We start from the raw sequence: 26,267 nt of genomic DNA, 5'->3' as shown, positions 1-26,267 counted from the left end.
GCGGCCCGCTGACGCGGACCGCGGCCTCCCGGGAAGTACGGCGATTACTTGGTGATCTCTTCGCGGTCCGTGGACGGCGCGGCCGTGACCGGCGGGTGGCCGGGGGAGACCGGCGCCTCGGCCGGCTTTTCGATCGGGAAGAAGAAGCCGCGGATGGCCGGGCCGAGCGCGCCCAGCCGGTTCATCTTCTTCGGGACCACCCAGCCGGCGTACTCGAGGCTGCCGTGCCCGTGCTCGTCGACCGGCGCGAGCGGCTGGTGCACCTCGATGAACCGGCCGTCCGGCAGCCGCCGGATGATGCCCGTCTCCACGCCGTGTGCCAGCACCTCGCGGTCGTGCTGCTGGAGGCCCAGGCAGATCCGGTAGGTGACGTAGTAGGCGATCGGCGGTGCGAGCAGCAGCAGGATGCGGCCGGCCCAGGTCATCGCGTTGAGGCTGATGTGGAACTTGTCGGCGATCACGTCGTTGCCGCCGGAGAGCGTCAGGACCACCCAGAACGCGATCGCCATCGCGCCGAGCGCGGTGCGGGCGGGCACGTCGCGGGGGCGCTGGAGCAGGTTGTGCGCCCGGTAGTCCTTGGTCAGCCTGGCCTCGATGAACGGATAGGCCAGCGGCAGCATCGTCAAGATGCCAGGCAACACCACCGTGGGCCAGAAGATCGGCGGGATGGTGTAGCCGTCACCCCAGCCCCAGAGGTCGAAACGTATCTCCCAGGCCGGGAAGAGCCGCGTCGAGCCGTCCAGGAACATCACGTACCAGTCGGGCTGGCTGGCCGCCGAGACCGTGTACGCCTCGTACGGGCCGAAGAGCCAGATCGGGTTGATCTGGAACAGACCGCCCATCAGCGCGATGACGCCGAAGACGATCATGAAGAAGCCGCCCTGCTTGATCGTGTACCGCGGCACGAAGCGCTCGCCGACCACGTTGTGCTCGGTGCGGCCGGGGCCGGGCCACTGGGTGTGCTTCTGCTTGAAGACGAGGCCCAGGTGGACGCTGATCAACGCGAGCAGCGCACCCGGGATGAGCAGCACGTGCGCGATGTAGAAACGGCCCATGATCACGTGGCCGGGGAACTCGCCGTCGAAGATCGACGTGGTCACCCACGAGCCGATCACCGGGATCGACAGCATGATCGCCGAGGCGATCCGCAGGCCGGTGCCGGAAAGCGCGTCGTCCGGGAGCGAGTAGCCGGTGAAGCCGGCCAGGAAGCCGATCCAGAAGAGCAGCGAGCCGATGATCCAGTTCGTCTCACGCGGCTTGCGGAACGCGCCGGTGAAGAAGATCCGGAACATGTGCACCACGATCGCCGACATGAACGTCAGCGCGGCCCAGTGGTGCATCTGCCGCATGATCAGGCCGCCGCGCACGTCGAACGAGAGGTTGAGGCTCGACGCGTACGCCTGCGACATGTGGACGCCGCGCAGCGGCGCGTAGCTGCCGTCGTACGTCGTCGTGCTCAGCGACGGGTCGTAGAAGAACGTCAGGAACGTGCCGGTCAGCAGCAGGACGATGAACGAGAACAGCGCGATCTCGCCCAGCAGGAACGACCAGTGGTCTGGGAAGACCTTGTTGAGGATGTTGCGCAGCGGTGTGGCCGCCTGGAACCGATCGTCCAGCCCACCGGCCACCTTGGCGGGCACCGCGCTGACGTCTACCTTCCGGCGCTTCATGGCCGCTCCCAAAATGCTGGCCCAACAGCCACCTTGTAGTCGGACGTTGCCACGAAGAACCCTTCCTCGTCTACCTCGATGGGCAGCTGAGGCAGGCTACGCGTGGCCGGCCCGAAGATCGGTCGGGCGTTGTCGGTGATCAGGAACTGCGACTGGTGACACGGGCAGAGCAGGCGGTTGGTCTCCTGCTCGTACAGGCTGGCCGGGCAGCCGGCGTGGGTGCAGATCTTCGAGTACGCCACGAAGTTTTGCCACTGGGCGCCCTCGTTGACCGGCTTGGCGGTGCTCGCCGCCTTCGCCGCGTCGTCCTCCCGCAGGTGGATCAGCAGGGTGGGTGAGTCGGCGTGCTCGTTGGTGGCGCCTTCGGGGATGCCCGGGAAGACCGTCATCTGGCCGCCGACGCTCACGTCTTCGGGCCGGATCGGCGTGCCGTCCTCGCGGGTCAGCCGCACGAGGCGGCCCCCGTTGCCGGCCGGGTCCCAGCCGGTGCGGAAGAGGATGCGGTCCTTGGTCGGGCTCTTGATCAGGCCACCGATGAGCGGGGCGGCGGCGACGAGGCCGACCGGGGCGAGGCCGAGCAGCGCGGCCAGGCCGAGCGTCTTGCGGCGCTTGATGCCCAGCTCGTCGACGATGTAGGCCATCGTGTTGCCGGTCAGCTTGCGCTGCACCCGGTCGGACGGGCCGTCGTGCCGGTCCTGGATCGCGATCTCCCGCGGCATCAGCTTCTTGCCCCAGAGGAGGATGCCGAAGCCGATGCCGAGCAGCGCGATGCCGAGGGTGAGGCCGAGCAGCGGGGTGTAGAGCTTGCTGTTGTTGGCGCCCAGCTCGTACTCCCACGGCCACCAGATGTAGATGACCATGAAGGCCGTCGACGCCAGGCCGGTGAGCAGGAAGAACAGCATGACGGTGCGGACCACGCGCCGCTCGGCCTTGCCACCCTTGAGCGGGAACGGGTCTTCGTAGTGGACGATCTCGACACCGTCACGCCGCGCGCCCTCGCGGACGATCTCGAACCGCGACAGCCGCGGGTCGTCGATGTCGACCTCTTCCGGCTCGACGTCGTGGCCGTGTGCGTGTGTATCCGTGGTCATGACTTCCCCGCAATCCAGAGAGCCGCGAACACCAGAGCGACGATGCCGACCAGGAAGATCGCGAGACCCTCGGTCACCGGACCGAAGCGCCCCATGCCCCAGCCGCCCGGGTCCTTGTCCTGCTTCAGGGACTCCTGGACGTAGGAGATGATCTCCTTCTTCTGCTCCGGCGTGAGCTGGTTGTCACCGAAGACCGGCATGTTCTGCGGGCCGGTCAGCATGGCGGCGTAGAGCTGCCGGTCGGTCGCCTTGCTCAGGTCAGGGGCGTACTTGCCGGACGACAGCGCGCCGCCGCCACCCCCGAACGCGTGGCAGGACGAGCAGTTGATCCGGAAGAGGTTGCCGCCGCGGGCGATCGCCTCGTCGTCGCCGTCGGGCGCGCGCAGGTCGCCGTCGGGCACCTGCGGACCGCCGCCGAGCTCCTGGATGTACTGGGCGAGCTGGCGGGTCTGGTCGTCGGTGAACATCGACGGCTTGCGCGGCGCCTGCGCCTCCTGCCGCGCCATCGGCATGCGACCGGTGCTGACCTGGAACTCGACCGCCGCCGCGCCCACGCCGATCAGGCTCGGACCCCGGCCCTGCACACCCTGCGCGTTGCGACCGTGGCAGCTGATGCAGCTCTGGTCGAACAGCGCCTTGCCCTCCTCGCCCGCGGTCGACAGCTGCGGCGTGTCGTCGGCCGACAGGCCCGGGGCGAAGACGGCGTACACACCGCCGGCGAGCGTCAGCGCGAGGGTGAGACGCACCACCGTGCCCAGGCGCCGCCGCACCCGGCCGCGCGGTTGTGACCGCCTGCGGCGCAGCCGCGCCATCAGGCCGCCGGGGGTGTCAGAAGTCATGCCAGATGTCCTTCATAACTATGGGACGAACCGAGCGGGCGGAACGTGACAGCTTGCTCACTGGAGCAGGTAGATCATCGAGAACAGGGCGATCCAGACGACGTCGACGAAGTGCCAGTAGTACGACACGACGATCGCCGAGGTCGCCTGCGCCGGCGTGAACCGGCCCATGGTCGTGCGGGCCATGAAGATGAGGAACGCCACGAGGCCACCGCTCACGTGCAGGCCGTGGAAGCCGGTGGTCAGGTAGAACATCGACCCGTAGCCGTCGCCGTTGATCTTCACGCCCTCGTGCACCAGCTGGCGGTACTCGTTGGCCTGGCCGAGCACGAAGATGAGCCCCATCACGAACGTGAGGGTGAACCAGCGACGCAGCGAGTGGACGTCGCCCCGCTCCGCGGCGAAGACGCCGAACTGGCAGGTCACCGACGACGCGACGAGGATCAGCGTGAACACCGTCGCGTACGGCAGGTTGAGGACCTCGGTGTGGTGCTCCCACTGCTCGGGCGCGGCCGCGCGGATCGAGAAGTACATCGCGAAGAGCGCCGCGAAGAACATGAGCTCGCTGGAGAGCCACACGATCGTCCCGACGCTGACCATGTTGGGCCGCGTCAGCGAGTGGATCCGGCTCTTGTCAATTGCTGAGGCCGCAGTCACGCGGTCATTATCGCCACCTCGTAGTACGACGTTGCGTCGGGGTCACCTACGACGGTGTGTCGTGGCCCGATTGCCGCTGCCGGACCCGCGTGGCCTAGCCTCGAAACGTGCGCCCCTTCACCGTTTCGGCCATCTTCACCGAGGCCAGCCTCGACAGCTGGATCGCGGTGATGCTGGTGGTGGCGGCCGGCCTCTACCTGTACGGCGTGCACCGGCTGCGGGCCCGCGGCGACAAGTGGCCGCTCTCCCGCACGCTGCTCTTCGTCGGCGCGGGTCTGGGCTCGATCGCCGCGGTGACGGTGAGCGGCCTCCACGCGTACGACACGACGCTGGTCTCCGTGCACATGGTGCAACACATGGTGCTCTCCATGGTCGCGCCGATCTTCCTGGCGCTCGGCGCCCCGGTCACGCTCGCGCTGCGGGTGCTGCGCGGCGCGCCCCGCCGGCGGCTGCTCGCCGTGGTGCACAGCCGGGTCGCCCGCGTCTTCTCGTTTCCCCTCGTCGCGTACGCGATCTTCGTGGCCAACCCCTTCGTGCTCTACTTCAGCGGCCTGTACCGGCTGACGCTGGAAAACTCGTTCGCGCACGAGGTGACACACGCGCACTTCATCCTCACCGGGTGCCTGTTCTTCTGGCCGCTGGTGGGGCTCGACCCGCTGCCCGGCCGGTGGCCGTACCCGGGGCGGGCGCTGCTCATGGTGCTCTCGGTGCCGTTCCACACGGTGCTGGGGCTGACCATCATGCAGAGCACCACGCTGCTCGGCGGCGACTGGTACCCGTCGCTCGGCCTCTCCTGGGCCGATCCGTGGGCCGACCAGAAGGTGGCCGGCGGCATCCTGTGGGCGGGTGGCGAGTTCGTCTCGATCACGATGATCGCCGTGCTTGTCATGCAGTGGGTCAAGCAGTCCGAGCGGGAGGCCCGGCGCATCGACCGCGAGCTTGATCGCCAGGAGGCCGCCGCCGCGGCGGCCGCCCGTACGGGGGCCGAACCCGCTCCGTGACGGGCGGGTACGATCAGCCCGCAGCTAAGAGGTGGGGAGCGCGATGACCGACCGTACGTACACCGTCCTGCTCTACAGCGACGACCCGCAGGTGCGCGACCGCATGCGGCTCGCGATCGGGCCGCGGCCGGCGGCCGACCTGACGGTGGAGTTCGTCGAGGCCAGTGAGTACGCGGAGTGCGTTCGCCTGGTCGACGACTACGAGATCGACCTGATGGTGCTCGACGGCGAGGCGACCCCCGGCGGCGGCATCGGCATCGCCCGCCAGATCAAAGACGATCGCACCGACGCGCCGCCGACCTGCGTCGTGATCGCCCGGGCAGCCGACCGCTGGCTCGCGGCGTACGCGCAGGTGGACGGGACGCTGCTGCACCCGCTGGACCCGGTCACCACCGGGCAGACCGTCGCCGGGCTGCTGCGTTCGCACGCCGCGGCCTGACGTTCGCTGCACCTCGCCTGGAGGCGGGCGAGGATCTCACGACCTGGAGGCCACCGTGGGCGAGCGGACCTGGCCCAACCTGATCGCCGCGCTGCTGCGCGCCGAGGAGCTGTCCACCGCGGACACGGCCTGGGCGATGGGCGAGATCATGAGTGGTACGGCGACGCCGGCGCAGATCGCCGGCTTCGCCATGGCGCTGCGCGCCAAGGGCGAGACCCCGGCCGAGCTCGGCGGCCTGGTGGAGACCATGCTGGCCAACGCCGCGCTGGTCCACCTCCCCGACGAGGTACGTGCCAACTCCGTCGACGTGGTCGGCACCGGCGGCGACCGCGCACACACGGTGAACATCTCGACGATGACCGCGATGGTGGTCGCCGGCGCGGGCGTGCGCGTGGTCAAGCACGGCAACCGCGCCGCCTCCTCGGCGTGCGGCGCGGCCGACCTGCTGGAGTTCCTCGGCATCCCGCTCGACCTGGGCCCCGAGCAGGTGGCGCACTGCCTCACCGAGGCCGGCATCGGCTTCTGCTTCGCCGCCCGCTTCCACCCCGGCATGCGCCACACCTCGGTGCCGCGGCGCGAGCTCGGCGTGCCCACGGTCTTCAACTTCCTCGGCCCGCTCACCAACCCGGCCCGCCCGCGCGCCGGCGCCGTGGGCTGCTTCGACACCCGCATGGCACCGGTGATGGCCGAGGTCTTCGCCCGGCGTGGCGACTCGGTGCTGGTCATGCGCGGCGAAGACGGTCTCGACGAGTTCAGCACGGCCGCACCGACCCGCGTGTGGGCGGTGCGCGCCGGCACGGTCACCGAGCTTGTGCTCGACGCGGCCGACCTGGGCATTCCGCGGTCGGCCCCGGGCGACCTGCGCGGCGGCGACGCGAGCTTCAACGCCGACGTCACCCGCCGCCTCCTGGCCGGCGAGCCGGGCCCGGTGCGCGACGCGGTGCTGGTCAACGCCGCCGCCGCCCTGGCCGCCCACGCCGGCCTGCCCGGCGACCCGCTGGAGGCCATGCGCGACGCCCTGTCCCGTGCGGCCGAGAGCATCGACACCGGCGCCGCCGCCAAGACCCTCGACCGCTGGATCGAGGTAGCCAAGGCCGCCGCGGTCGCGCCCTGACTCCGCGTCGCTCGAGAGGCCTCTCGGGGTCAGGGTCGCTGCCCGTCGGGGCGTTTCTTCGAGGGCGGATTTTCCCACGTCCGCGCCAGCGGCGGACCGTATGCTCCCGCGGGCACCGCTCCCGGCGGCGGCTCGCGGGGCGAGCCGAAATCCCCGGCCGTCCGCTGCCGGCTCCGCGAGACAAGCCCCGCGAGGGTCTCCGCGGTCCCTACCTCAGCCATCCTGACGCGGCGTAACCAGCCCCGGGGTTGGGATTTCTAGGTGGACAAACGTCGACCGCCGTCGGTGCGAGCCCCCATCCCGGGGACCCCGCGCAGCGGTCTGGACCGCGACGGACGCAAGCCACCTTGGACGCAGATGCGGGGTGGTCAGGGGAGGGTGGTGGACCACTCGGCGACTCGGGCGGCGATGCCGTCGGCGTCGCGTACCCAGGTGAAGTGGTCGGCGCCGGGGATGGTGTGCCGCTCGCGGACCAGCGGGGCCGACTCCAGCTTGGCGCACAGGTGGTCGAGGGTCTCGTGCGGCGTGTACTGGTCGTGGTCGATGCTGATCGCCAGCACCGGCGTGCGCACCTCGCGCAGCGCGGCCTCCACGTCGACCCCGTCGAGGTGTGGAAAGCGGCCGGTGCGGGCGGTGTGTGCCCAGTCGCGCATCACGCCGCTCGCCTGCCGGCCACCGAAGCTCCAGCCGGGCCACACGCGCATGACCGCGCTCGTCGCGCCGATCGACTGGGTCATCGCCAGCACGCCGAGGCGGCGGCGGGGGTACGTGCGCCAGTACGGGAGGCCGACCGCCACCAGCACGACGCCGTCCACAGTGGAGTCGCCGGGCCGCAGGGCCTCGTGCAGCAGCGCGGCCTGCCCGCCCAGCGAGTGGCCGAGCACCAGGCGGCGCCGGCCGTCGAGCCTCGGCTTGAGCGCCTCCTGCACCGCGCCGATGTCGGCGGCCAGGTCGGCGTACCCGTATCGGGAGGAGCGGCTCGGCGCCGGGGTGCTGGCGCCGGTGCCGCGGAGGTCGATCACGACGGGGGCCAGGCCGGCCTGCCGGAGCGACGCGGCCAGCGGGCGGTAGTAGCGGGCGCGCACGCCCATCGCCGGCCAGACGACCACCACCGGGGCGTCCGCTACGCCGTCGGGCTCCGGGTAGACCTGGAGCCCGAGGCGGTCGGTGCCCCGGTCGAGGTGCTCCTGGACGTACTCCTCAGTCGGCATCGTCGAGGCCGATCGCGAACGCGCCCTCCAGGTCGTGCTGGGAGTAGGCGCGGAACGCGATGTGGGTCTCGGTGTCGATCACGCCGGGCGTCTTGTTGATGGACCCGGCGATCACCTCGGCGATCTGCTCGTACTCCCGCACGCGCACGATCGCGATGAGGTCGACGTGCCCGGCCACCGAGTAGACCTCGCTGACGTTGGGCAGGGCGGCCAGCGTCTCGGCCACCTCGGGGATCGAGTCGGTGGCGCAGTCGATCAGGACGATCGCGGTGATCACGCGCCTACCCTATCGTGCCGCTCGCCTTTGGTTTGCGCGTCGAGCCACCGGGTGTGTGCCTCCCAGGCCGACTGCTTGGTGGTGCCGAGCGCGGCGCCGACCTGCGCCCACGAGGCGCCGGCCGCGCGGGCCGAACGCACGCCGAGCTGGCGGCCGTAGCCCGCCTTGCGCGCGATCAGCTCGCCGAGCGCGAGCATCTCCAGCGCCTCCTCTTTGGACAGTGGCGGGGCCGCGGGTGGCTCGCCCTCCTCGTTTGGCGAGGCCAGGGCGTCGCGGGTGCGGAGGGTGTCGTAGCGGGCGACCGCGGTCTGGAGGGTGTGCTGGCGCTCCAGCTCGTCCGGTGACATGCCACCCACTATCGCGTCAAGTTTCCCTGACGTCAAGGTGCCCTGACAAGGTTCGGCTGGGGCCTCGCGCTGAGCGCGGCGGCCGCCGCCGCGGCCGTGGCCTGGTGGCTGGCGTCACGGCCCACGGCTCCGGCCTCGGCGGCGGCTTCGGGTTCGGCGGCGGCTTCGGGTCCGGCTCCGGCTTCGGGTCCGGCGGCGGCCTCGGCTTCGGGTTCGGCGGCGGCTTCGGGTCCGGCTCCGGCCTCGGGTCTGGCGGCGGCCGCCGCTGCGGCCTCGGCGCCGGCCGGCGGTCAGAGCGGCAGCAGCGTATAGAGGCCGTAGAGGACGGCGGCACCGCACAGGGCGAAGCAGGCGTACGCGGGAACGGTCCGCGCTGTCCCGCCCTCCGGGCCGGCCAGCAGGCGGACGCCCGCCGCGAAGAGGGCCACCACGCCGGCCCCGGCGAGCAGGCCTACGACGAGGACTTGCCCGAGTTCGGACCAGGGGAAATTCATCGCGGATGCTCCTCTCAGCCGGCGACCGGCGTCATGGCGCCCGGCTCGCGGTCGTTGACGTTGTGTGCGCCCACCGCGTCGCGGCGGGAGACGAGGTAGATCCCCAACGCGAGAGCGCTGCCCACGACCGCGACGGCGATGACACCCGGGGTGCCCAGGTCGGCCACCCGGCCGGCGACGGCACCGACCGCGCCCGCCGCCGGCAGCGTCACCAGCCAGGCCACCGCCATCCGCCCGGCCACGCCCCACCGCACCTCGGCCAGCCGCTTGCCCAGGCCCGCGCCGACCACCGCGCCGGACGCGACGTGGGTGGTGGACAGCGGGTACCCCAGGTGTGAGGAGGTGAGGATCACGGCGGCGGCGCTCGTCTCGGCCGCGAAGCCCTGCTGCGGCGCGATGTCCGTGATCCGGTGTCCGACCGTGCGGATGATCCGCCACCCGCCGAGGTACGTGCCCGCGGCGATCGCCAACCCGGCGGAGACGATGACCCACAGCGGCGGGTCGGCCTCCGCTTGCAGCGACCCGGCCGTGATCAGCGTGAGCGTGATCAGGCCCATGGTCTTCTGCGCGTCGTTGGTGCCGTGGGCGAGCGAGACGAGCGACGCGGAGATGATCTGCCCGTGCCGGAAGCCGGACCGCACGCCGCGCTCCGACGCCCGCCGCGTGATCCGGTAGACCAGGTAGGTGCCGACGGTGGCGACGAGCACCGCGATCAGCGGGGCGGCCACGGCCGGGATCAGCACCTTCTCCACGATCTTGCCGAACTGCACCGCGCTCCCGCCGGCCGCGATCCAGGTGGCCCCGATCAGCCCGCCGATCAGCGCGTGCGACGAGCTGGAGGGGAGTCCGAAGAGCCAGGTGACGAGGTTCCAGAGGATGGCGCCGACGAGACCGCCGAAGATGACCGCGGGAGAGATCGCGGTCTCGTCGACGATGCCGCCGGAGATGGTCCGCGCGACCTCCACCGAGATGAACGCGCCGACGAGGTTGAGCACGGCGGAGAGGGCCACCGCCACCCGCGGCCGGAGCGCGCCGGTCGCGATGGAGGTGGCCATCGCGTTCGCCGTGTCGTGGAAGCCGTTCGTGAAATCGAAGGCTAGGGCGGTGATGATCACCACCACGACTATGAAGTCCATGAATCCGTCATGACCACCACGGAGAACCGGGGTGGACGGTCAGGTGACGATCGGGTGAACCTCCGCGCGAACTGTCAGGTCTGTCCCCACCCGGATCGCGTCGACCAGGTGCTCGCCGGGCGCGACCCGCCCGCCGGGCCACACGACGGCCCTGGTCAGTCGGCCTTCGACGACCGCGCCGGCACCGACCACCGCGTGCTCGACCACGCCGGTGACCCGGGCGTCCGGTGCGACGAGGCTGGCGCCTCCGGCGGCGTGGAGGTTTGCCGCCAGGTAGTCGCGGGGCGTGCCGGTGTCGAGGTAGGTGGCGGCGAACGGCACCACTTCGAGCGCGCCCTCGGCCTCGGCCGGCCGCCACACGGTGCGCACCAGCTCGGCGGGCTCGGGCGGGAGGTCGCGCACGTAGCGCCAGGGCAGCAGCGAGAAGCCGGCGAAGCGGTGACCGGAGAAGCCGTACGGCTCGTCCGGCGCCGGCTGGCCGAACAGGCGCACGGTCTCGCCATCCCACCCGTCGAGCAGCGCCGCCGGATCCGCCCCCGGGCCGGCGAGGTAGGCGTCGGCGTTGCCCACCAGGACGCCCCGGCCGTCGATCCAGGTCCGGAGATTGCCCACCCCGCCGCTGGTACCAAGTGGGTGATCTTCGGATGAGACGTGCGCCCGCCCTCCGACATGGGCGACCACCTGGTCACCTAGGTAGCTGGCATTGACCGCGACGGTCGCCGGGCCGGCGAAGCCGAGCCGGGCGACGCGGGCGAGCGCGTGGTCGAGAAGCGGCACGTTGCCGACCGGGCAGAGCGCCTTGGGCACGTGTGCGGTGAGCGGGCGCAGCCGGCGGCCCTCACCGGCGGCGAGGATCACCGCACAGACGTCGCTCATGGCTTGACGGACGCCCAGGGGCCGGGCTGGTCGGCGAGTGGGCCGATGCCGTAGTAGGCGAGCAGCTTGGCCGTCGCCCGGGTCAGCTTGGGCAGGTCGTCGAGGCGGTGCCAGGCGGCCTCGTAGACCTCGGCGCCGTCGACGGTGAGCGTCGTGGTGGACGCCGGCACGGACGCCTCGAAGACGACGTCTACCCAGCCCCGGGCGTGTACGACCGCGTTGGGCACGGCCGGGCGGAGGTCTTCCGGGCGCAGGCTGATGCCGGACTCTTCGGCCAGCTCGCGGGCGGCGCCCACGATCGGTGCCTCGCGTCGCTGGAGCAGGCCGGCCGGCAGGCTCCAGCCGCGGCCGGGCGGCTGGCGGAGCAGCAGCAGCCGCTCGCCGCCCGCCTCCGAGTCGCGGACCAGGGTGACCGCACCCACGATGTACTTGGGGACGACGCGCCGCACGATCCACCGGCGCACGCTGATGGGCAGCCGGTAGAAGACTCCGTAGGTCGTGGCGCGTAGAGATTTCACGGGCCCAGGCTAGCCGCGCGAGCGCGCCGCCGCTCGCAGGCCTCACCAAGCATCGGGAGCGAAGCGACCACAGCGACCGAGGTCTACAGGGCGGCTTCGAGGCGCGCGAGCCGCCCTCGCGAAGCGCGGCCCGGAACTACTGTCTACTCGCGCCGGTCGACAAGGGCGATCAGCTGGTCGACGACCTCGTCAGGGGCGATCGTGCGGTCGACCACCGCGACGAGCATGGTCTCCAGGTCGGGGTAGCCGAGGTCGTCGGCGAGCGTGCGCAGCGGCACCTCGCTGGCCAGGCCCCGATTGTGCTTGCGCAGCGCCAGGCCGATCGTCGCCCGGCCCAGGCGCACCTTGTCGGCGATGCTGATGCCGGGCTCCTGGTGGTCGGCGAACCACCTGTTGATCTGCATCTGCGCGTGTGGCGACTTGACGAAGTCGAGCCACTCGCGCTGCGGCCCGTGCGCGGCCTCGGTGAAGATCTCCACCACGTCGCCGTCGTGCAGCTCGGAGGCGAGCGGGGCGAGGCGGCCGTTGATCTTCGCGGCGAGGCAGTGGTCGCCGGTCTCGGCGGCCAGCTCGTAAGCGAGGTCGACCGGGGTGGCGCCGGCCGGCAGCAGCACCTGCCGCCCCTCGGCGAAGACCAGGATCTGCGCCTCGGACAGGTCGCACCGCAGCGACTGGAGGAACTGGGCCGCGTCGGAGGTCTCCTGCTCCCAGTCGAGCACCCGCCGCAGCCAGGACAGCTCGTCGAGCCGCACCGACTCGTTGTGGTCGGCGGGGCGCTTGTAGCGGTAGTTGGCGGCTACCCCGTACTCCGCGGCGCGGTGCATCGCCTCCGTGCGGATCAGCACCTCGACGGTGCGCTCGTCGGGCCCGATGACCGTCGTGTGCAGCGAGCGGTACAGGTTGTTTTTCGGCGAGGCGATGAAGTCTTTGAACCGGCCGGGCACCGGCCGCCACTGCCCGTGGATCGCGCCGAGGGCGGCGTAACAGTCACCCTCCGGGCCGTCGACCACGACCACGATGCGGGGCAGGTCGAACGGTAGGCGGTGGTCGCCGGCGACGGTGTCTTTCCAGATCGAGTAGTAGTGCCGGGGGCGGGGGGCGACCAGAGCGGTGACCTTGCCCCGCTTGAGCGCCAGCCGGGCGGAGGCGACGACGGTGTCCAGGTAGCCCGCCCAGTCGGGGCGATTGCGCACGTGGTCGTCGATCCGCTCGAACTCCTCCGGGTGGAGGTGCATCAGCACGATGTCGTCGAGCTCGCGCTTGAGCGCCTGGATGCCGAGCCGGTCGCAGAGCGGCACCAGCACCTCCTGCGTGGCTCGGGCGATGCGAGCGCGGGAGGCGGGGGAGCGGGCGTCGAGGGTGCGCATGTTGTGCACGCGGTCGGCGAGCTTGATGATCAGGACCCGCACGTCCTTGCCAGCCGCGACGATCATCTTGCGGATGGTCTCGGCCTCGGCGGCCTTGCCGTAGAACGACTTGTCGAACTTGGTGACGCCGTCGACGAGGTGGGCCACCTCGGGACCGAAGTCGCCGTCGAGCGCCTGCAACGTGTACGTCGTGTCTTCGACCGTGTCGTGCAGCAGCGCGGCGACCAGCGTGGTCGTATCCATGCCCAGCTCGGCGCAGATCTGCGCCACGGCCAGCGGGTGGGTGATGTAGGGCTCGCCGCTCTTGCGGAACTGGCCCCGGTGCATGTTTTCCGCGATCGCGTAGCCACGGCGGAGCACGCTGGCGTCCGCGTAGGGGTGGATGCTGCGGTGGGTCTTGGTCAGCAGCGTCACCGGATCGTCGTCGGACGACGTGGTCCAGGACAGGTAGGAACGCAACCGAGTCGTGAGGGGGAGGTCGGATGTCTGTGTCGGCAGGGCGCGTCCGAGTGCGGCGCCGTGGCCGGCGTCGACGTCCACCGAGACACCTCCCTCACGCGATCACGCCGTAAAACGGGCGTTGGCTCCCAGGAATGCACTTGCCTAACAGCCTAAGTGAGTCTCGGTCATACGAATGGTTACTTAGTCATGAGCTTTCGGTCGAGTCTTTACCGGAAGCCGCCTTTTCCGCGCGATTGAGCAGATCACGGAAGCGAGCCGCCCCTCGGACGGGTGACGCCCAACCGGCGGACATCTGCACCAGCCGCGTGTCGGGTCGCTCCAACCAGGACAAGATCCGCTCGCTCTCCTCAGTGGACGCGGTCGGCCCGATCACGGTCTCGGCGGTCATCCGGAGCATGTCGATCGTGGACCGTGGGTGCACCCGGGGCGGTGACACCCCGGCCGCGGCCAGCCGCCCGTGGCGCACGATCGCCAGCTCCCAGCCGCCGGTCGCCTGGTGGCGGCGCGCGGCCACCAGCTCGGCGATGCTGGTCAGGCCGGAGAGGCGCTGCATGCGCACGGCCGCCCGGAGCAGGGCCGCCATGCGGGTGCGGACCACGGCCGCCTCCTCGTACCGCTCCGCGTCGGAAAGCTTTCGGATGCGGGCCAGGAGCGGGTCGACCAGCGGCTGGGGGTCGCCGGTGATCGCGTCGCGAAATGGCATGGCGGCCCGCTCGGTGTACTCCTCGGTGGAGATCCGGTGCTCGCACGGCGCCGGGCACTTGCCCAGCTCGGCCAGCGCGCAGGCGGGCGTCTTGGTGCGGGTCGAGAGGCGCAGCGTGCACTGCCGCAGCGGCACCGCGTCGTGCACGCCGGCCGCCGCCAGCTCCGCCGAGCGCCGCGAGCTGAACGGCCCCAGGTAGGCCGCCTCCGGCTCGGCCACCGCGCGGACCAGCGACAACCGGGGGTATGCCTCCGCGGTGAGCTTGAGCCACACGACCCGCTCCGGGTACTTGGACCGCCGGTTGTAGGGCGGGGCGTGCGCGGCGATCAGGCGCAGCTCGCGCACCTCGGCCTCCAGCGAGTGGGCGCACTCGACCGGCTCGACCACCTCGGCCGCGGCCAGCATCTCGGAGATCCGGGCCCGCTTTTCCCCGGCCGTGAAGTAGCTGCGCACCCGGGTCGCGATGTCGCCGGACGTGCCCACGTAGAGGGGGCGGCCGTCGCCGGCGCGGAAGATGTAGACCCCCGGGACGTGCGGCAGCCCCTCGGCCAGGTGGCGCTTGCGCCGCTGGGTGGGCGTGACCGCCTTGGCGAACTCGATCGCGTCGCCCAGCGTGTGCACGCGGAAGCTGCCCAGCCGGCCGATCAGCGCGTGCAGCACCTCCACCGTGGCCTGTGCGTCGTCGAGCGCGCGGTGGGTGGGCTGGCGGACCGTGTGGAAGTGGGCGGCGAGCGTGCCGAGGCGGTGGTTGGGCACCTCGTCGCGGGTCATCGCCCGCCGGGCCAGCGCCACCGTGTCGAGCACCTTGGGGCTGGGCCAGCGGTAGCCGTGCTTGGCGCAGGCGGCCTTGAGGAAACCCACGTCGTACGGCGCGTTGTGCGCGACGAGGACGGCGTCGCGCATGAACTCCAGGAAGCTCGGCAGCACCCGCTCGATGGGCGGCGCCTCGTAGGTCATCGCCTGGGTGATGCCGGTCAGCACGGTGATGAAGGGCGGGATCGGCACCCCGGGGTTGACCAGCGTGGCGAGCACGCCCAGCTCCTCGCCGCCGCGCACCTTGACCGCGCCAATCTCGGTGATGCCGCCACCGTCCGGCGCCCCGCCCGTGGTCTCGAGGTCGACGACGACGAACGTGGTCTCCCGCAGGGAGCGGGCGGCGGGGTCGTCGAAGAGGGTCTCGAGGGTGCCCTGGACGTAGTCCACATTCGTCACGGCCGGCACGCTAGAACACAGGTACGACATCCTGTGTCATCTGGAAAAGATCGTCTGCTCGACCGGGCGGGGACGGCTCGCGTGGTGGGAGACTTGTGGGATGTCCGTACCGGTTCCGCCCGACGACCGCCCCGCTGGTGGCGCGGCTCATGGAGGGTCGGAGCCTGTTTCGGGTGATATGCCCACCTATGACCCGGCCTTGGATGTCGCCGAGCCCGAGCCGGTGCTGCCCGAGCCGGTCCGCCAGCGGGTGATCACGCTGACCGCGGCGGCCCTGCCCACCCTGCCCGCCGACGAGGTGCCGGCCGTGCTGCGGCGGGTGGCGAAGTTCGCGCCCAACCGCCGCGCCCGGCACGGTGGTCCGATGATTGCCACCCAGCTCGCCGGCGACCCGCTCTTCCGCCAGCGGATCACGAGCCGGGTCCTCGACGAGGCCGGCGACCTGGGCGCGGCGGTGATCGAGGGCATCTGCCCTGCGGCCGCCGACCCGGTCGAGGTCGCCGCGCTCGCCTACCTGGCCCGCCCCGAGGGCTGGCGTGACCTCGTGTCCGCCGCCGGAGAAGCGGTCCGCGCCGAGGCCGACAGTGCCGCCGTGGCCGAGCTGCTGCGCGACGCCGAGCACCGGGCCGCCCGGGCCGAGCACGACCGCGCGGTCGCCAAGGTGGAGGCCGAAAAGCTCCGCGACGAGCTGGCCCGCGTCCGCGAGGAGCTGGGCCAGGTCCGGGAGGAGGCGCGGCAGGCCGCGCGGACGCTCCGCGAGACGCAGGCCCGCGAGCGCAAGGCCACCGAGATGCTGGCCACCGAGCGGGGCCGGGCCACCCGGGCCACCGCCGACCACGACGCGGAGCTGCGGCGGATACGCGCCAAGCTGGCCGAGGCCGAAGCCGTCGCCGGCAATGCCCGCCACACCGCCAAGGAGGCCCGCGCGGTCGACGACGCGCGGCTGTGGCTGCTGCTGGAGACGATCGGCCAGGCCGCGGTGGGGCTGCGCCGCGAGCTGGCGCTCGACCCGGCCGACCGGCGGCCGGCCGACTTCGTGGCCGACTCGTTCGCCGACCGGCCAGAAGAGGTCTCCAGCACCCGCGCCCTCGACGCCGACGACCCCGCCCGCCTCGACCAGCTGCTCGCGCTGCCCCGGGCCCACCTGGTGGTCGACGGCTACAACGTGACCAAGCGCGGGTTCGGCGAGATGTCCCTCGAGCAGCAGCGCAAACGCCTGATCACCGGGCTCGGCGGCATCGCCGCGCAGACCGGCGACGAGGTGACGGTGGTATTCGACGGTGCCGAGCGGGTGCACGGGCTGCCGCCCGCGCCGCGCAACGTGCGGGTGCTCTTTTCCCGCAAGGGCGAGACGGCCGACGAGCTGATCCGCCGCCTCGTCCGCGCCGAGCCCTCCGGCCGCCCCGTCGTGGTGGTCTCCTCCGACCGCGAGGTGGCCGACGGCGTGCGCCGCCACGGTGCGTATCCGCTGGGAGCCGACTCCCTCCTGCGCCGCCTCTCCCGGGTCTGACCCGGTTTTGTCGTACCCCTCGCATAGCGTCGATGTCACGGACGGTGCCAGACGGCCCACCCTGAGGAGGGACCATGCTCATCGACTGCGACACCTGCGCGGTGCGGGGAGCCGCGTGTGGCGGGTGCATGTTGAGCGCCCTGCTCGACACGCCGCCGGAGCACGCCGACCTCACCGGTGACGAGCGCCGGGCGATCGAGGCCTTCGCGCGGGCCGGCTTCGACGTCGAGGTCATCTCCGAGCCGGCCCGGCCCCGGCTCCGCCTCATGCCCGGAGGACGCCGGCGCCGCCACGTCGCGTAACGATTACCATCGGCTCGCATGACCCCTAGGCTCTGGGCGGCCGTCGCCCTCGGCGGCCTCGCGGTGGCGCTGCTGGTAGCGGCCGTGCTGCTGGTGCCCTGGCAGCGCCCGCCCGCGCCCCGCGCCGACCAGCTCGACGCCCTCCGCGACCTGCCCCAGGAGCAGGTGCGCAAGGGGCGCGAGTTCCACTCCGCGCTGCGCCCGGGGTCGTATGGTGCGATGGCGCTCGGCCTGGCGGTCACGCTCGCGCTCGGCCTCACCCCGCTCGGCAGCCGGCTCGTGGAGCTGGTCGGGCGCCCGTTCGGCGACCACTGGATCGCGCGCGCGGTGCTCGGCGGCCTCGCGGTCGTGCTCGTCGCCGAGATCGTCACGCTTCCGCTCGCCGCCTGGCGGCACACGATCATGGCGCGCTACGGCCTCTCCACGCAGACCTGGGCCGGCTGGAGCGTCGACATGCTGAAGTCGTACGCGGTGAGCGCCGTCATCGCGGCCGTCGCCCTGCTCGGCTTCTACACGGTCACCCGGCTGGCGCCGCGCTGGTGGTGGGCGTTCGGCGCCGCGGGGGCGGCCGCGCTCGTCGTGCTGCTCTCGTTCATCCTTCCGGTGCTCGTCGAGCCGGTCTTCAACAAGTTCACGCCGATGGAGCCGGGGCCGCTGCGCACCGAGCTGATGAGCCTGGCGCAGCGCGACGGCGTGCCGGTCAAAGACGTGCTGGTGGCCGACGCGTCCAGGCGCACCCGCGCGGTCAACGCGTACGTGTCCGGCCTCGGTCCCACCCGCCGCATCGTCGTCTACGACACACTGCTGCGCGAGGCGCCACCGGAGGAGGTGGCGAGCGTGGTGGCGCACGAGCTCGGGCACGCCAAAGACCGCGACGTGTTCACCGGCACGCTGATCGGCGCGCTCGGCGCCGCCGCCGCGGTCGTGGCGCTCTACCTGCTCGGCGGCTGGGGGTGGCTGCTGCGCACGGCGGGCGTCGACTCGATGGGCGAGCCGCGCGCGCTCGCGCTGATGGTCGCGGTGGTGAGCCTGGCCGGCGTCGTGGCCGCGCCGGCGCAGAGCTTCCTCTCCCGCCGGGTCGAGGCGCGGGCCGACGCGCACGCGCTGGAGCTGACCCGCGACCCGAGCACGTTCGAGGCGATGCAGCGCCGGCTGTCCACCGTCAACCTCGGCGACCCCGACCCGCCCCGCTGGGAGTACCTGTACTCCGCCTCCCACCCGTCCACAGTGGAGCGCATGGCGGCCGCGCGGGCGTACGCGCGCGGAGAGCGATGACCACGCTCCTCGTCACCAACGACTTTCCGCCCCGCCCCGGCGGCATCCAGTCGTTCGTGCACGGGCTGGCGGTGCGGCAGCCGCCCGGATCGCTCGTCGTGTACGCGTCGACGTGGAAGGGCGCGGCGAAGTTCGACGCCGAGCAGCCGTTCGAGGTGGTGCGCGAAGCGACCTCGATGCTCCTGCCCACCCGTCGCGCGGCCCGGCGCGCCACCGAGATCGCCCGAGCGCACGGCTGCGACACCGTGTGGTTCGGCGCGGCGGCCCCGCTCGGCCTGCTCGCGCCCGGTCTGCGGCGGCGCACCGGCGTGGCGCGCGCGGTCGCGCAGACCCACGGTCACGAGATCGGGTGGGCGGCCCTACCCGGCGCCCGCGGCCTGCTGCGCCGGATCGCGCGGGGCGCCGACGTGGTGACCTACCTGGGTGAGTACACCCGCGTGCGGCTCGACAAGGCGCTGCACGGCCTCACCGACCTGCGCCGGCTGGCCCCCGGTGTCGACGTCGACGCCTACCACCCGGAGGTCGACGGCAGCGAGATCCGCCGCCGCCACGGCCTCGGCGACCGGCCCGTCGTCGTGTGCGTCTCCCGCCTGGTGCCCCGTAAGGGCCAGGACACGCTGATCCGCGCGCTGCCCGCGATCCGCCGGCGCGTGCCCGACGCCGCGCTCCTCGTGGTCGGCGGCGGCCCACACCGGTCCACATTGGAAAAGCTCGCCGCCGGCCTTCCCAGCGTCGTCTTCACCGGCTCGGTGCCGGCTGAGGAGCTGCCCGCCCACTACGCGGCCGGCGACGTGTTCGCGATGCCCTGCCGCACCCGCAACCGCGGCCTCGACGTGGAGGGCCTCGGCATCGTCTACCTGGAGGCCTCCGCGTCCGGCCTGCCCGTGGTGGCCGGCGACTCGGGCGGCGCACCCGACGCGGTCCGCGAGGGCGAGACCGGCTACGTGGTCAGCGGCCGCGACGCCGTCGCCGACCGCGTCGCCACGCTGCTCACCGACCGCGACCTCGCCCGCCGGATGGGCACGGCCGGGCGGGCCTGGGTCGAGCGCGAGTGGCGCTGGGACACCCAGGCCGCCCGCATGGCCACCCTCCTCGCGGACCAGTAACCAACCCACCCACCGCTCCCCGCTCCCGCCCGGCCCCAAAGAGGCAGCCCTGTCACCGTCTGGGCGGGTATAGGGGACCCCTGCTGGGAATTCACGCCCCAGGAGGGCTGCCCTCCTGGGGCCAGGGCGGGGCGGGCGCTGTCACGCTGCATTTGTGTCTGGCTGTTGGTAGGCGCTGGCCTGGAGGGTGAAGAGCGTCGCGTAGGTGCCGGCCAGCGCCATCAGCTCCGGGTGGCTGCCCTCCTCGGTGATCGCGCCGTGGTCGAGCACGTAGATGCGGTCGGCGTCGCGCACGCTGGCCAGGCGGTGGGTGATCAGCACGACCGTGCGGCCCGCGGCCAGCTCGCGCAGTCGCTGGTAGACGTCGTGCTCGGCGCGGGCGTCCAGGTTCGCGGTCGGCTCGTCGCAGATGAGCAGCGCGGCGTCGCGGTAGAAGGCCCGGCTCACGGCCAGGCGCTGCCACTGGCCGCCGGACAGGTCGGCGCCGTCGGTGAAGTGGCGGGACAGCAGCGTGTCGTACCGGCGGGGCAGCTCCTCGATGAAGTCGTGCGCGTCGCCCTGCCGGGCGGCGACCTCGACCCGCGGCTGCTCGGCCGGGCGCTCGTAGCGGCCGATGGTGATGTTGTCGCGGGCGGAGAGCGGCCACCTCGTGGGTTCCTGCATGACGACCGCGACCTGGTCGCGGACGCTGACCGGGTCGACCGTGGCGAGGTCGACGCCGTCCCACGCGACCGTGCCCCGGTCGGGGTGGTAGAGGCCGGCCAGCAGGCGGGCCAATGTGGACTTGCCGGAGCCGTTCTCGCCGACGAGCGCGATCGTCTCGCCGCGCCGCAGGGTCAGCGTGACGTCGCGGACGGCGGGCTGGTCGGCGCCCGGGTAGGCGAACGTGACGTCCCGCAGCTCGATCACGCCCGGGCCGAGCGGCGCGCGCTCAGGCGGCGCCGACTCGGCCCGCTCGGTGGCCAGCGCGCAGAAGCCCTCGTAGTCGCTGAAGTACAGGCCCTGCTCGTAGAGGTGGTTGATGCTGAACGCGACCTGGGTGAGCCGGCCGATGCCGGTGCTGATCGCGTACGCGGCCGCGCCGCCCACCGCGAGGTCCATCCGCCCGGTGACCAGCAGGATGATCAGCACCGTGTACGTCACGCCGGTGGCCACCCCGCCCAGCGCGGCGCCGAGCAGGTTGGTGCGCACCTGGCGGGTGGAGACCCGCATGTACTCGCCGGTCGCCACGTCGAGCAGCCGCCGCACCTCGGTCAGCAGGTATCGCCGCACGGTGAACGCGCGCACCTCCGGCGCCGGCTCGCGGTCGGCCAGCAGGTCGCTGAGCATCCACTTGCGACGCCACACCGCGACGAGGCGCAGCTGCTGCCGGTATCCGAGCCGGGCCGAACGCACCGCCGCCCAGCCGGTGGGGAGCACCGCGAGCACCAGGAGCGGGAGGAGCACCGGGTGCAGCACCGCCAGCACGCTGCCCGCCGCGGCCAGGCCCACCAGGTTGGTGCCCAGCTCGATCGCGTGGTCGACCACCCGCTGCGCCGCGTCGATGCCCCGGTCGCGGGCCCGCTGCATGGCGTCCCGCCAGTCCGGGTCGTCGAACGTGGCCAGGTCGACCCGTGTCGTCAGGTCGAGCAGGCGCATCTCCGCGGTCTGGCTCACCTGCGGGGAGAGCCGGCCCTGCGCGCCGGTCGCGGCCGCGCGGAGGATCGTGTGCAGGGCGTGCGCGCCGATCATCAGCAGCAGCGACGGCACGGCCGCACGGATCCGCTCGGGCGTCGGCCCTTCCCGGAGCAGGCCATCGAGCACACCGACGACGCTCACCAGGCCGACAGCACTCGCGACGCCGGCCGCCAGCTCGAACCCGACGACGGCCGCCGTGTGCCGCGGGCTCGCCTGCCACGCCAGCCGCCAAGCCCGCGCGAGCAGGTGCGGCAGCCGCCGCAGCATTCGCCAGAAGGTGGCATTCGCCGCCTCGGCGGTGGCGGTCAGCCAGTACGGGACTTTGAGCTCGTCGTCGCCCGCATCCATACCCTTCTTGGTACGTCACGCGGCCAAGCCGAGCCACCGAGTATCGCGTTCACACGCCAGTTTCCAAGACATTTCGGGCTACCACGACGCACGTCGCGGTAGCTCAAATCTCTGTCTAAATAAGGGATTCAGGGGTCGAAGCCACCCCGACCCCGAAGGTCTCTAGAGCAGGGCGTCGACGTGGGACGGTGGCATCGGAAGGCCGAAGTGCCAGCCCTGGGCGGCGTCGCAGCCGATGGCGCGGAGCCGGTCGGCCTGCGCCGCTGTCTCGACGCCCTCCGCCGTGACCGTCAGGTCGAGGGTGTGTGCCAGCGAGACGAGCGTCGCCAGGATGCGCTCGTCGGTGAGGCTGGCGGGCTCGGCGGCGGGGGCGCGCAGGCCCTCCACAAAGGACCCGGCCACCTTGAGCTCGCAGACCGGGAGGGTGCGCAGGTACGACAGGTTGGAGTAGCCGGTGCCGAAGTCGTCGATCGCGATCCGCACGCCCAGGTCGGCCAGTGACCGGAGGCTGTCGACGGACTCGTCGGCGCCGTTCATCATCGCGCTTTCGGTGATCTCCAGCTGGAGCCGGCCGGGTGGCAGGTCGTGCTCGCGGAGCAGGCTGGTGACCTGCTTGACCAGGCCGGGGCCGCGCACCTGGCGGACGGCCAGGTTGACGCTGACGAAGGGCGCCTTCGGGCTGAGGTCGACCCAGTGGCGGGCCTGCCGGCACGCCTCGGCGAGCACCCAGCCGCCCAGCCGCACGATGAGGCCGGTCTCCTCGGCCAGCCCGATGAACTTGTCGGGCCGCAGCACGCCAAGCTGCGGGTGGCGCCACCGGACCAGCGCCTCCAGGCCGAGCAGCCGTCCGTCGTCGAGTGCGACGAGCGGCTGGTAGTCGAGGCAGAACTCGCCCCGTTCTAGCGCGGTGGGCATGGCGGACGAGAGCGCGTATCGGGTGAGCTCGCGCTCGTTGCGCTCCGGGTCGAAGAGCGCCCACCGACTCTTGCCGGAGGTCTTGGCCCAGTGGAGGGTGATGTCGGCGGCGCGCATCACCTCGCTGGGGGTGGTGCCGGCGACCGGGCGCTCGACGATGCCGATGCTGGCCGAGACGCGCAGCTCCTGGCCGTCCACGGTGGACGGCTCGCTGATCGCGGCCAGCGCGGCGTCGGCCACCTTGAGCACGTCGTCGGTGCAGGTGGTGTCTTCGACCAGGATCACGAACTCGTCGCCGCCCATCCGGGCCACGAGGTGCTCGCCGGCGCCGCGGCGCAGCTTGTCGGCCACCGACGTCAGCAGCAGGTCGCCGGCGTGGTGGCCGAGCGTGTCGTTGACCATCTTGAAGCCGTCGAGGTCGACGAAGCAGACGCCGAGCCGGCGGGTGGAACCGCCGTCGCGCGCGAAGGCGGCCGCGAGCCGCTCGGTGAACAGCGCGCGGTTGGGCAGGTTGGTGAGCGGGTCGTGGGTGGCCTGGTGGCGGAAGCGGGCCTCGCTCTCGCGCAGCGCCTGCTCGGCCTGCTCGCGGGCGACCATCGCGGCCCGGCGGATCGACTCCTGCTCGTCGAGCGTGCGGTCGCGCAGTGCCCGGGCGTATCCGATCGCGACGGTGCCGAGCAGCCGCGCCATCCGGTCGCGCAGGTCGTCGCCGGAACCAGGATCGGCGGACGGGGAGGTGGGGGAAACGCCGAGGTCGCGCAGGAGGCGCAGCTCGATGACCTCGATCGTGCGGCCCAGGCCCTCGGCCGAGGCGATGTGCGCGGCGACCAGGTCGGCGCCGATCTGGTATCCGCTGCGGAGGCTGAACGGCTCGGCGTAGAGCGCCTCGACGAGGCGGAGCGTGAGCCCTTCCAGGTACTCCTCCAGCTGAGCCGGCGTCACCGGCAGGTAGCTGGTGCCGGTGACGGCTTTGGCCCAGGCGCGGGCGAAGATGGCGAGCCCGGGACCGTACCCGGGGGAGGCCACCGGGTATCGCATCGCGTCCGGGTCGCGGATCACCCGAGCCGACCCACGCCGCCGATGTAGACGGAGCGCTCGGCCTCCTCGACCCCGTGCGGCGAGTCGGGCCGCCACTCGGGCACCCACACCACGCCCGGCTCGACCAGGTCGAAGCCGTCGAAGAGGCGGGCGATTTCGTCGCGTCCCCGATTGTGCAGCGGTCGGTCGGTGCGCTGGTAGACGGCGTCCGCCTCGCGCCACTCGGCCGGGGTGCGCCCCTCGCCGGAGGCCTGGGAGAGCGCCAGGTAGCTGCCGGGGGCCAGGGCCGACCGGAGGCGCGCGACGATCTCGGCGGGCCGGTCTTCGTCGCGGACGAAATGCAGCACCGCCACGATCATCAGCGCCACCGGCTGCCCGAAGTCGATCAGCTTGAGCACGTCCGGGTGGTCGAGGATCCGGTCGGGGTCGCGGATGTCGGCCTGGATGGCCACCGCCCGCTCGTTGCCGTCGAGGATCTCGCGGCTGTGGCCGACCGCGACCGGGTCGATGTCGACGTACGCCACGGTGGACTCGGGCGCCACCGACTGGGCGATCTCGTGCACGTTGCCCACGGTGGGGATGCCGGAGCCGATGTCGAGAAACTGCCGGATGCCCGCCTCCACCAGGAAGCGCACCGACCGCCGCAGGAACGCCCGATTGGCCTGGGCGATCAGCGGTGTCTCGGGGACGGCCGCGATCATCGCCTGGGCGGCCTCGCGGTCGACGGCGAAGTTGTGCGACCCACCGAGGAAGTAGTCGTACATGCGGGCTGCGCTGGGCCGATCGATGTCGATCGTCGCTGGTGCCCAGTCCGGACGTCGCATACCGTCCCCTCTGTCCTGTCCGGGGCTTAAAAGGCGCGCTTGGGTGGTCGCCGCCATTGTGCCCGGAGAGTGTCCTACCTTCCAGACCGCCCGCCATACCCCGCCCCGTACGGGCAGACTACGCCCGAACGGGCCGGTGTGAGGTTCGCCCAGCCGGCGGGACGTCATGGTCATTCCGGCCGGTGACGTGTCACGGTGGTGGACGTGGACCGTACGGCATGGACCGGGCTCGTCGTGGCCGTGGTGGCGCTGGCCGCCGCGACCGCGTTCGGGCTGTGGCGCCGCCGCCGCGATGGTCGCCTCCGGGCGGCGTCCGCGGCTCCGCCGGCGGTCCTCACCACCCTGGGCGTCGAGCCCGGGGCGCCGGCCACGCTGCTCCAGTTCTCGTCCGCCTTCTGCGCGCCATGCCGCGCCGTCCGGCGGATCTGCGCCGACGTGGCCAAGACCCTCGATGGGGTACGGCACGTGGAGGTCGACGCCGAGAGCCACCTGGACGCGGTCCGGGAGCTCGGCATCTGGCGCACCCCGACGGTGCTGATCGTCGACCGGAGTGGCCAGGTGGTCCAGCGGGCCTCCGGCGTGCCCGCCAAGGGCCAGGTCATCGCGGCCGTCGCCCCGCTGCTGGAGCCGGCGGCATGACGCGCCCGCTGCTCACCCGCCGCCGCGCCGTCGACCACGGGCGGCTCGCGGCGAGCCTCTGTACGGGACCGACTTCCTAGTCCGTCCCGTCGTTCTCCCGGAGGCTCTCCATGCTGCTCGACCCGCGCGGGCCGCGCTTCGCCGCGGCGCTGACCGCCGCCGTCATCGTCGCCGTCCTGATCACCGGCTCAGGATGGCTCGCCCTCGTCCAGGCGGCGGTCTTCGCCGTCACCGCCATCGACCCCCGCCGCGGCCCGTACGGGCTGGTCTACCGCGCGCTTGTCGCGCCCCGGCTGGGCCGCCCGGCCGAGCTGGAGCCGGCCGCACCGGTGCGCTTCGCCCAGGTGGTCGGCCTCGCGTTCATGGCGGTGGCGGCCGTGGGCTACCTCTCCGGCGTGGCCGCGCTGGGCCTGGTGATGGCCGGGTTCGCGCTTGTCGCGGCCTTCCTGAACGCGGTCTTCGGCCTGTGCCTGGGGTGCGAGGTCTTCCTCGCGATCCGGCGCCTGACCGGGCGGCCGCTGGCCGCCCGGGTCCCCGCGCCCTAGAACTTCGGTGCGTCGGGCGCTTCGAGAAGGCCGAGCCGCAGCGCCGTCATGAGGGCCTGGGCGCGGTTGGCCGCGCCGAGCTTCTCGTACAGCTTGGAGATGTGGGTCTTCGCCGTCGACTCGCTGACGAACAGCTGCTTGGCGATGCCGGCCACGCTCATGCCGTCGGCCAGCAGGCGGAGCACCTGGCCCTCGCGGGGCGACAGCTGCGGGCCGGACGGGGCGAGCCGGCGCTTCATCGCCTCGGCCAGGTCGGCCGCGGTGAACGCGCTGGGGGAGGAGGCCGCGTGCCGGGCGGCCGCCACGACCTCGTCGGCCGGGGCGGTCTTCGGCACGAACGCACTCGCGCCCGCCTCCAGCGCCCCGAAGAGCTGGTCGTCGCCGGCGTACATGGTCAGCACCACGATGCCCATCGTGTTGCTCGACTTGCGCAGCGCGCGGGTGGCCTCCAACCCGCTGCCGTCGGGGAGGCGCAGATCCATGATCACGACATCGGGCTGAAGCGCGCCGGCCTGGCGGACCCCCTCGGCGGCCGTGGCCGCCTCACCGACGACCTCGAACTGGCGGTCGCGCTCGAAGGCGTGCCGAAGACCCTTGCGGATCAGGTCGTGGTCGTCGACGAGGAGAACCTTCGTACGCGTTGTCGGCGGTGGTGTGGGGCTGGTGGTCATGCT

General features: G+C 72.3%; 26 protein-coding genes. 9 read left to right on the top strand and 17 right to left on the bottom strand.

The features are described from left to right. Positions 1–44: 44 nt before the first annotated feature. Genes qcrB through ctaE form a run of 4 tightly spaced genes read right to left on the bottom strand, consistent with a single transcriptional unit; the run spans position 45 to position 4,257 of the window. The gene (gene qcrB, locus AC5L36_RS32045) at positions 45–1,670 is read right to left on the bottom strand and encodes a cytochrome bc1 complex cytochrome b subunit (RefSeq protein WP_441222507.1); all 1,626 of its coding nucleotides are present in this window, start codon (positions 1,668–1,670) and stop codon (positions 45–47) included. Then, positions 1,667–2,761 (bottom strand): cytochrome bc1 complex Rieske iron-sulfur subunit, encoded by a 1,095-nt coding sequence (gene qcrA / locus AC5L36_RS32040; RefSeq protein ID WP_441222506.1) that lies wholly within the window; start codon positions 2,759–2,761, stop codon positions 1,667–1,669. The genes qcrB and qcrA overlap by 4 nt, the downstream gene beginning before the upstream one ends. Next, positions 2,758–3,600, bottom strand: coding sequence for a cytochrome bc1 complex diheme cytochrome c subunit (qcrC, locus tag AC5L36_RS32035; RefSeq protein WP_441222505.1), 843 nt, complete (start codon positions 3,598–3,600; stop codon positions 2,758–2,760). The genes qcrA and qcrC overlap by 4 nt, the downstream gene beginning before the upstream one ends. A gap of 57 nt (positions 3,601–3,657) precedes the next feature. Continuing rightward, positions 3,658–4,257 carry an aa3-type cytochrome oxidase subunit III gene (gene ctaE / locus AC5L36_RS32030; protein ID WP_441222504.1) on the bottom strand — a complete coding sequence of 200 codons (600 nt, stop codon included), beginning with the start codon at positions 4,255–4,257 and terminating at the stop codon, positions 3,658–3,660. Between the two features lie 107 nt (positions 4,258–4,364). Here ctaE and AC5L36_RS32025 point away from each other — a divergent pair, with 107 nt between their 5' ends. From AC5L36_RS32025 to trpD, 3 genes are read left to right on the top strand one after another with little or no spacing between them, the layout of a single operon-like run. Then, positions 4,365–5,258 (top strand): cytochrome c oxidase assembly protein, encoded by an 894-nt coding sequence (locus AC5L36_RS32025; RefSeq protein ID WP_441222503.1) that lies wholly within the window; start codon positions 4,365–4,367, stop codon positions 5,256–5,258. A gap of 43 nt (positions 5,259–5,301) precedes the next feature. Continuing rightward, positions 5,302–5,697 carry a hypothetical protein gene (locus tag AC5L36_RS32020; protein ID WP_441222502.1) on the top strand — a complete coding sequence of 132 codons (396 nt, stop codon included), beginning with the start codon at positions 5,302–5,304 and terminating at the stop codon, positions 5,695–5,697. Positions 5,698–5,752: 55 nt separating this feature from the next. Further along, a complete protein-coding gene (trpD, locus tag AC5L36_RS32015; protein WP_441222501.1) occupies positions 5,753–6,811 on the top strand; it encodes an anthranilate phosphoribosyltransferase in 1,059 nt (352 codons plus the stop codon). Positions 6,812–7,179: 368 nt separating this feature from the next. Here the strand turns inward: trpD and AC5L36_RS32010 are convergent, their stop codons facing one another. The 9 genes from AC5L36_RS32010 to AC5L36_RS31970 form a co-directional block, all read right to left on the bottom strand. Next, the gene (locus tag AC5L36_RS32010; protein ID WP_441222500.1) at positions 7,180–8,022 is read right to left on the bottom strand and encodes an alpha/beta hydrolase family protein; all 843 of its coding nucleotides are present in this window, start codon (positions 8,020–8,022) and stop codon (positions 7,180–7,182) included. Continuing rightward, on the bottom strand, positions 8,012–8,299 hold the full coding sequence (locus tag AC5L36_RS32005) for an Lrp/AsnC family transcriptional regulator (RefSeq protein ID WP_441222499.1): 288 nt from the start codon (positions 8,297–8,299) through the stop codon (positions 8,012–8,014). Before AC5L36_RS32005 ends, AC5L36_RS32010 begins: the two co-directional genes overlap by 11 nt. After that, positions 8,296–8,646: a hypothetical protein gene (locus tag AC5L36_RS32000; protein ID WP_441222498.1), complete on the bottom strand. Its 351-nt coding sequence runs from the start codon at positions 8,644–8,646 to the stop codon at positions 8,296–8,298. Before AC5L36_RS32000 ends, AC5L36_RS32005 begins: the two co-directional genes overlap by 4 nt. A gap of 290 nt (positions 8,647–8,936) precedes the next feature. Further along, on the bottom strand, positions 8,937–9,140 hold the full coding sequence (locus AC5L36_RS31995; RefSeq protein WP_441222497.1) for a hypothetical protein: 204 nt from the start codon (positions 9,138–9,140) through the stop codon (positions 8,937–8,939). Positions 9,141–9,154: 14 nt separating this feature from the next. Continuing rightward, entirely contained in the window at positions 9,155–10,276 is a 1,122-nt protein-coding gene (locus AC5L36_RS31990; RefSeq protein WP_441222496.1) for an inorganic phosphate transporter, read from the bottom strand. 39 nt (positions 10,277–10,315) lie between these two features. Next, entirely contained in the window at positions 10,316–11,152 is an 837-nt protein-coding gene (locus AC5L36_RS31985; protein WP_441222495.1) for a nucleotidyltransferase family protein, read from the bottom strand. Further along, complete coding sequence (locus AC5L36_RS31980) at positions 11,149–11,670, bottom strand: NUDIX domain-containing protein (RefSeq protein ID WP_441222494.1); 522 nt, start codon at positions 11,668–11,670, stop codon at positions 11,149–11,151. Before AC5L36_RS31980 ends, AC5L36_RS31985 begins: the two co-directional genes overlap by 4 nt. A 143-nt stretch (positions 11,671–11,813) precedes the next feature. Then, complete coding sequence (locus tag AC5L36_RS31975) at positions 11,814–13,577, bottom strand: RelA/SpoT family protein (RefSeq protein WP_441222493.1); 1,764 nt, start codon at positions 13,575–13,577, stop codon at positions 11,814–11,816. 106 nt (positions 13,578–13,683) lie between these two features. Beyond that, positions 13,684–15,444: a DEDD exonuclease domain-containing protein gene (locus AC5L36_RS31970; RefSeq protein ID WP_441222492.1), complete on the bottom strand. Its 1,761-nt coding sequence runs from the start codon at positions 15,442–15,444 to the stop codon at positions 13,684–13,686. 70 nt (positions 15,445–15,514) lie between these two features. On the opposite strand from AC5L36_RS31970, the gene AC5L36_RS31965 reads away from it, so the two are divergent. From AC5L36_RS31965 to AC5L36_RS31950, 4 genes are all read left to right on the top strand, one after another. After that, positions 15,515–16,924: an NYN domain-containing protein gene (locus tag AC5L36_RS31965; protein WP_441222491.1), complete on the top strand. Its 1,410-nt coding sequence runs from the start codon at positions 15,515–15,517 to the stop codon at positions 16,922–16,924. A 74-nt stretch (positions 16,925–16,998) separates the two neighbouring features. Next, entirely contained in the window at positions 16,999–17,226 is a 228-nt protein-coding gene (locus AC5L36_RS31960) for a hypothetical protein (RefSeq protein WP_441222490.1), read from the top strand. A gap of 18 nt (positions 17,227–17,244) precedes the next feature. After that, on the top strand, positions 17,245–18,501 hold the full coding sequence (locus AC5L36_RS31955) for a M48 family metallopeptidase (RefSeq protein ID WP_441222489.1): 1,257 nt from the start codon (positions 17,245–17,247) through the stop codon (positions 18,499–18,501). Then, positions 18,498–19,607 (top strand): glycosyltransferase family 4 protein, encoded by a 1,110-nt coding sequence (locus AC5L36_RS31950; RefSeq protein WP_441222488.1) that lies wholly within the window; start codon positions 18,498–18,500, stop codon positions 19,605–19,607. The genes AC5L36_RS31955 and AC5L36_RS31950 overlap by 4 nt, the downstream gene beginning before the upstream one ends. A gap of 141 nt (positions 19,608–19,748) precedes the next feature. On the opposite strand, the gene AC5L36_RS31945 is transcribed toward AC5L36_RS31950, so the two are convergent. From AC5L36_RS31945 to AC5L36_RS31935, 3 genes are all read right to left on the bottom strand, one after another. Next, positions 19,749–21,632: an ABC transporter ATP-binding protein gene (locus tag AC5L36_RS31945; RefSeq protein WP_441222487.1), complete on the bottom strand. Its 1,884-nt coding sequence runs from the start codon at positions 21,630–21,632 to the stop codon at positions 19,749–19,751. A 162-nt stretch (positions 21,633–21,794) separates the two neighbouring features. Then, positions 21,795–23,585, bottom strand: a complete 1,791-nt coding sequence (locus AC5L36_RS31940; RefSeq protein ID WP_441222642.1) for a putative bifunctional diguanylate cyclase/phosphodiesterase — start codon at positions 23,583–23,585, stop codon at positions 21,795–21,797. Between the two features lie 17 nt (positions 23,586–23,602). Beyond that, positions 23,603–24,409 carry an SAM-dependent methyltransferase gene (locus AC5L36_RS31935; protein WP_441222486.1) on the bottom strand — a complete coding sequence of 269 codons (807 nt, stop codon included), beginning with the start codon at positions 24,407–24,409 and terminating at the stop codon, positions 23,603–23,605. A 204-nt stretch (positions 24,410–24,613) separates the two neighbouring features. On the opposite strand from AC5L36_RS31935, the gene AC5L36_RS31930 reads away from it, so the two are divergent. Next, positions 24,614–25,048, top strand: coding sequence for a thioredoxin family protein (locus AC5L36_RS31930; protein WP_441222485.1), 435 nt, complete (start codon positions 24,614–24,616; stop codon positions 25,046–25,048). Between the two features lie 110 nt (positions 25,049–25,158). Next, positions 25,159–25,593: a DUF4395 domain-containing protein gene (locus tag AC5L36_RS31925; RefSeq protein ID WP_441222484.1), complete on the top strand. Its 435-nt coding sequence runs from the start codon at positions 25,159–25,161 to the stop codon at positions 25,591–25,593. Here AC5L36_RS31925 and AC5L36_RS31920 read toward each other — a convergent pair. Further along, positions 25,590–26,264, bottom strand: coding sequence for a response regulator transcription factor (locus AC5L36_RS31920; RefSeq protein WP_441222483.1), 675 nt, complete (start codon positions 26,262–26,264; stop codon positions 25,590–25,592). The genes AC5L36_RS31925 and AC5L36_RS31920 overlap by 4 nt on opposite strands. Positions 26,265–26,267 lie beyond the last annotated feature (3 nt).

The sequence above is a fragment of the Phytohabitans sp. LZ39 genome (genome assembly GCF_059359075.1).
The sequence above is the reverse complement of the archived record's forward strand: the minus strand, read 5'-3'. Positions and strand labels throughout refer to the sequence as shown.

Bases quoted from the DNA above. Each gene is read 5' to 3' on its own strand.
- AC5L36_RS31960 (WP_441222490.1), top strand. From the start codon at position 16,999: ATGCTCATCGACTGCGACACCTGCGCGGTGCGGGGAGCCGCGTGTGGC.
- AC5L36_RS31940 (WP_441222642.1), bottom strand. From the start codon at position 23,585: ATGCGATACCCGGTGGCCTCCCCCGGGTACGGTCCCGGGCTCGCCATC.
- AC5L36_RS31965 (WP_441222491.1), top strand. From the start codon at position 15,515: ATGTCCGTACCGGTTCCGCCCGACGACCGCCCCGCTGGTGGCGCGGCT.
- AC5L36_RS31935 (WP_441222486.1), bottom strand. From the start codon at position 24,409: ATGCGACGTCCGGACTGGGCACCAGCGACGATCGACATCGATCGGCCC.
- AC5L36_RS31920 (WP_441222483.1), bottom strand. From the start codon at position 26,264: ATGACCACCAGCCCCACACCACCGCCGACAACGCGTACGAAGGTTCTC.
- AC5L36_RS31955 (WP_441222489.1), top strand. From the start codon at position 17,245: ATGACCCCTAGGCTCTGGGCGGCCGTCGCCCTCGGCGGCCTCGCGGTG.
- AC5L36_RS31995 (WP_441222497.1), bottom strand. From the start codon at position 9,140: ATGAATTTCCCCTGGTCCGAACTCGGGCAAGTCCTCGTCGTAGGCCTG.
- qcrC (WP_441222505.1), bottom strand. From the start codon at position 3,600: ATGACTTCTGACACCCCCGGCGGCCTGATGGCGCGGCTGCGCCGCAGG.
- AC5L36_RS32000 (WP_441222498.1), bottom strand. From the start codon at position 8,646: ATGTCACCGGACGAGCTGGAGCGCCAGCACACCCTCCAGACCGCGGTC.
- AC5L36_RS31925 (WP_441222484.1), top strand. From the start codon at position 25,159: ATGCTGCTCGACCCGCGCGGGCCGCGCTTCGCCGCGGCGCTGACCGCC.
- AC5L36_RS32020 (WP_441222502.1), top strand. From the start codon at position 5,302: ATGACCGACCGTACGTACACCGTCCTGCTCTACAGCGACGACCCGCAG.
- AC5L36_RS31970 (WP_441222492.1), bottom strand. From the start codon at position 15,444: ATGTCGTACCTGTGTTCTAGCGTGCCGGCCGTGACGAATGTGGACTAC.
- AC5L36_RS32010 (WP_441222500.1), bottom strand. From the start codon at position 8,022: ATGCCGACTGAGGAGTACGTCCAGGAGCACCTCGACCGGGGCACCGAC.
- AC5L36_RS31950 (WP_441222488.1), top strand. From the start codon at position 18,498: ATGACCACGCTCCTCGTCACCAACGACTTTCCGCCCCGCCCCGGCGGC.
- AC5L36_RS31985 (WP_441222495.1), bottom strand. From the start codon at position 11,152: ATGAGCGACGTCTGTGCGGTGATCCTCGCCGCCGGTGAGGGCCGCCGG.
- AC5L36_RS31945 (WP_441222487.1), bottom strand. From the start codon at position 21,632: ATGGATGCGGGCGACGACGAGCTCAAAGTCCCGTACTGGCTGACCGCC.
- qcrB (WP_441222507.1), bottom strand. From the start codon at position 1,670: ATGAAGCGCCGGAAGGTAGACGTCAGCGCGGTGCCCGCCAAGGTGGCC.
- qcrA (WP_441222506.1), bottom strand. From the start codon at position 2,761: ATGACCACGGATACACACGCACACGGCCACGACGTCGAGCCGGAAGAG.
- AC5L36_RS31990 (WP_441222496.1), bottom strand. From the start codon at position 10,276: ATGGACTTCATAGTCGTGGTGGTGATCATCACCGCCCTAGCCTTCGAT.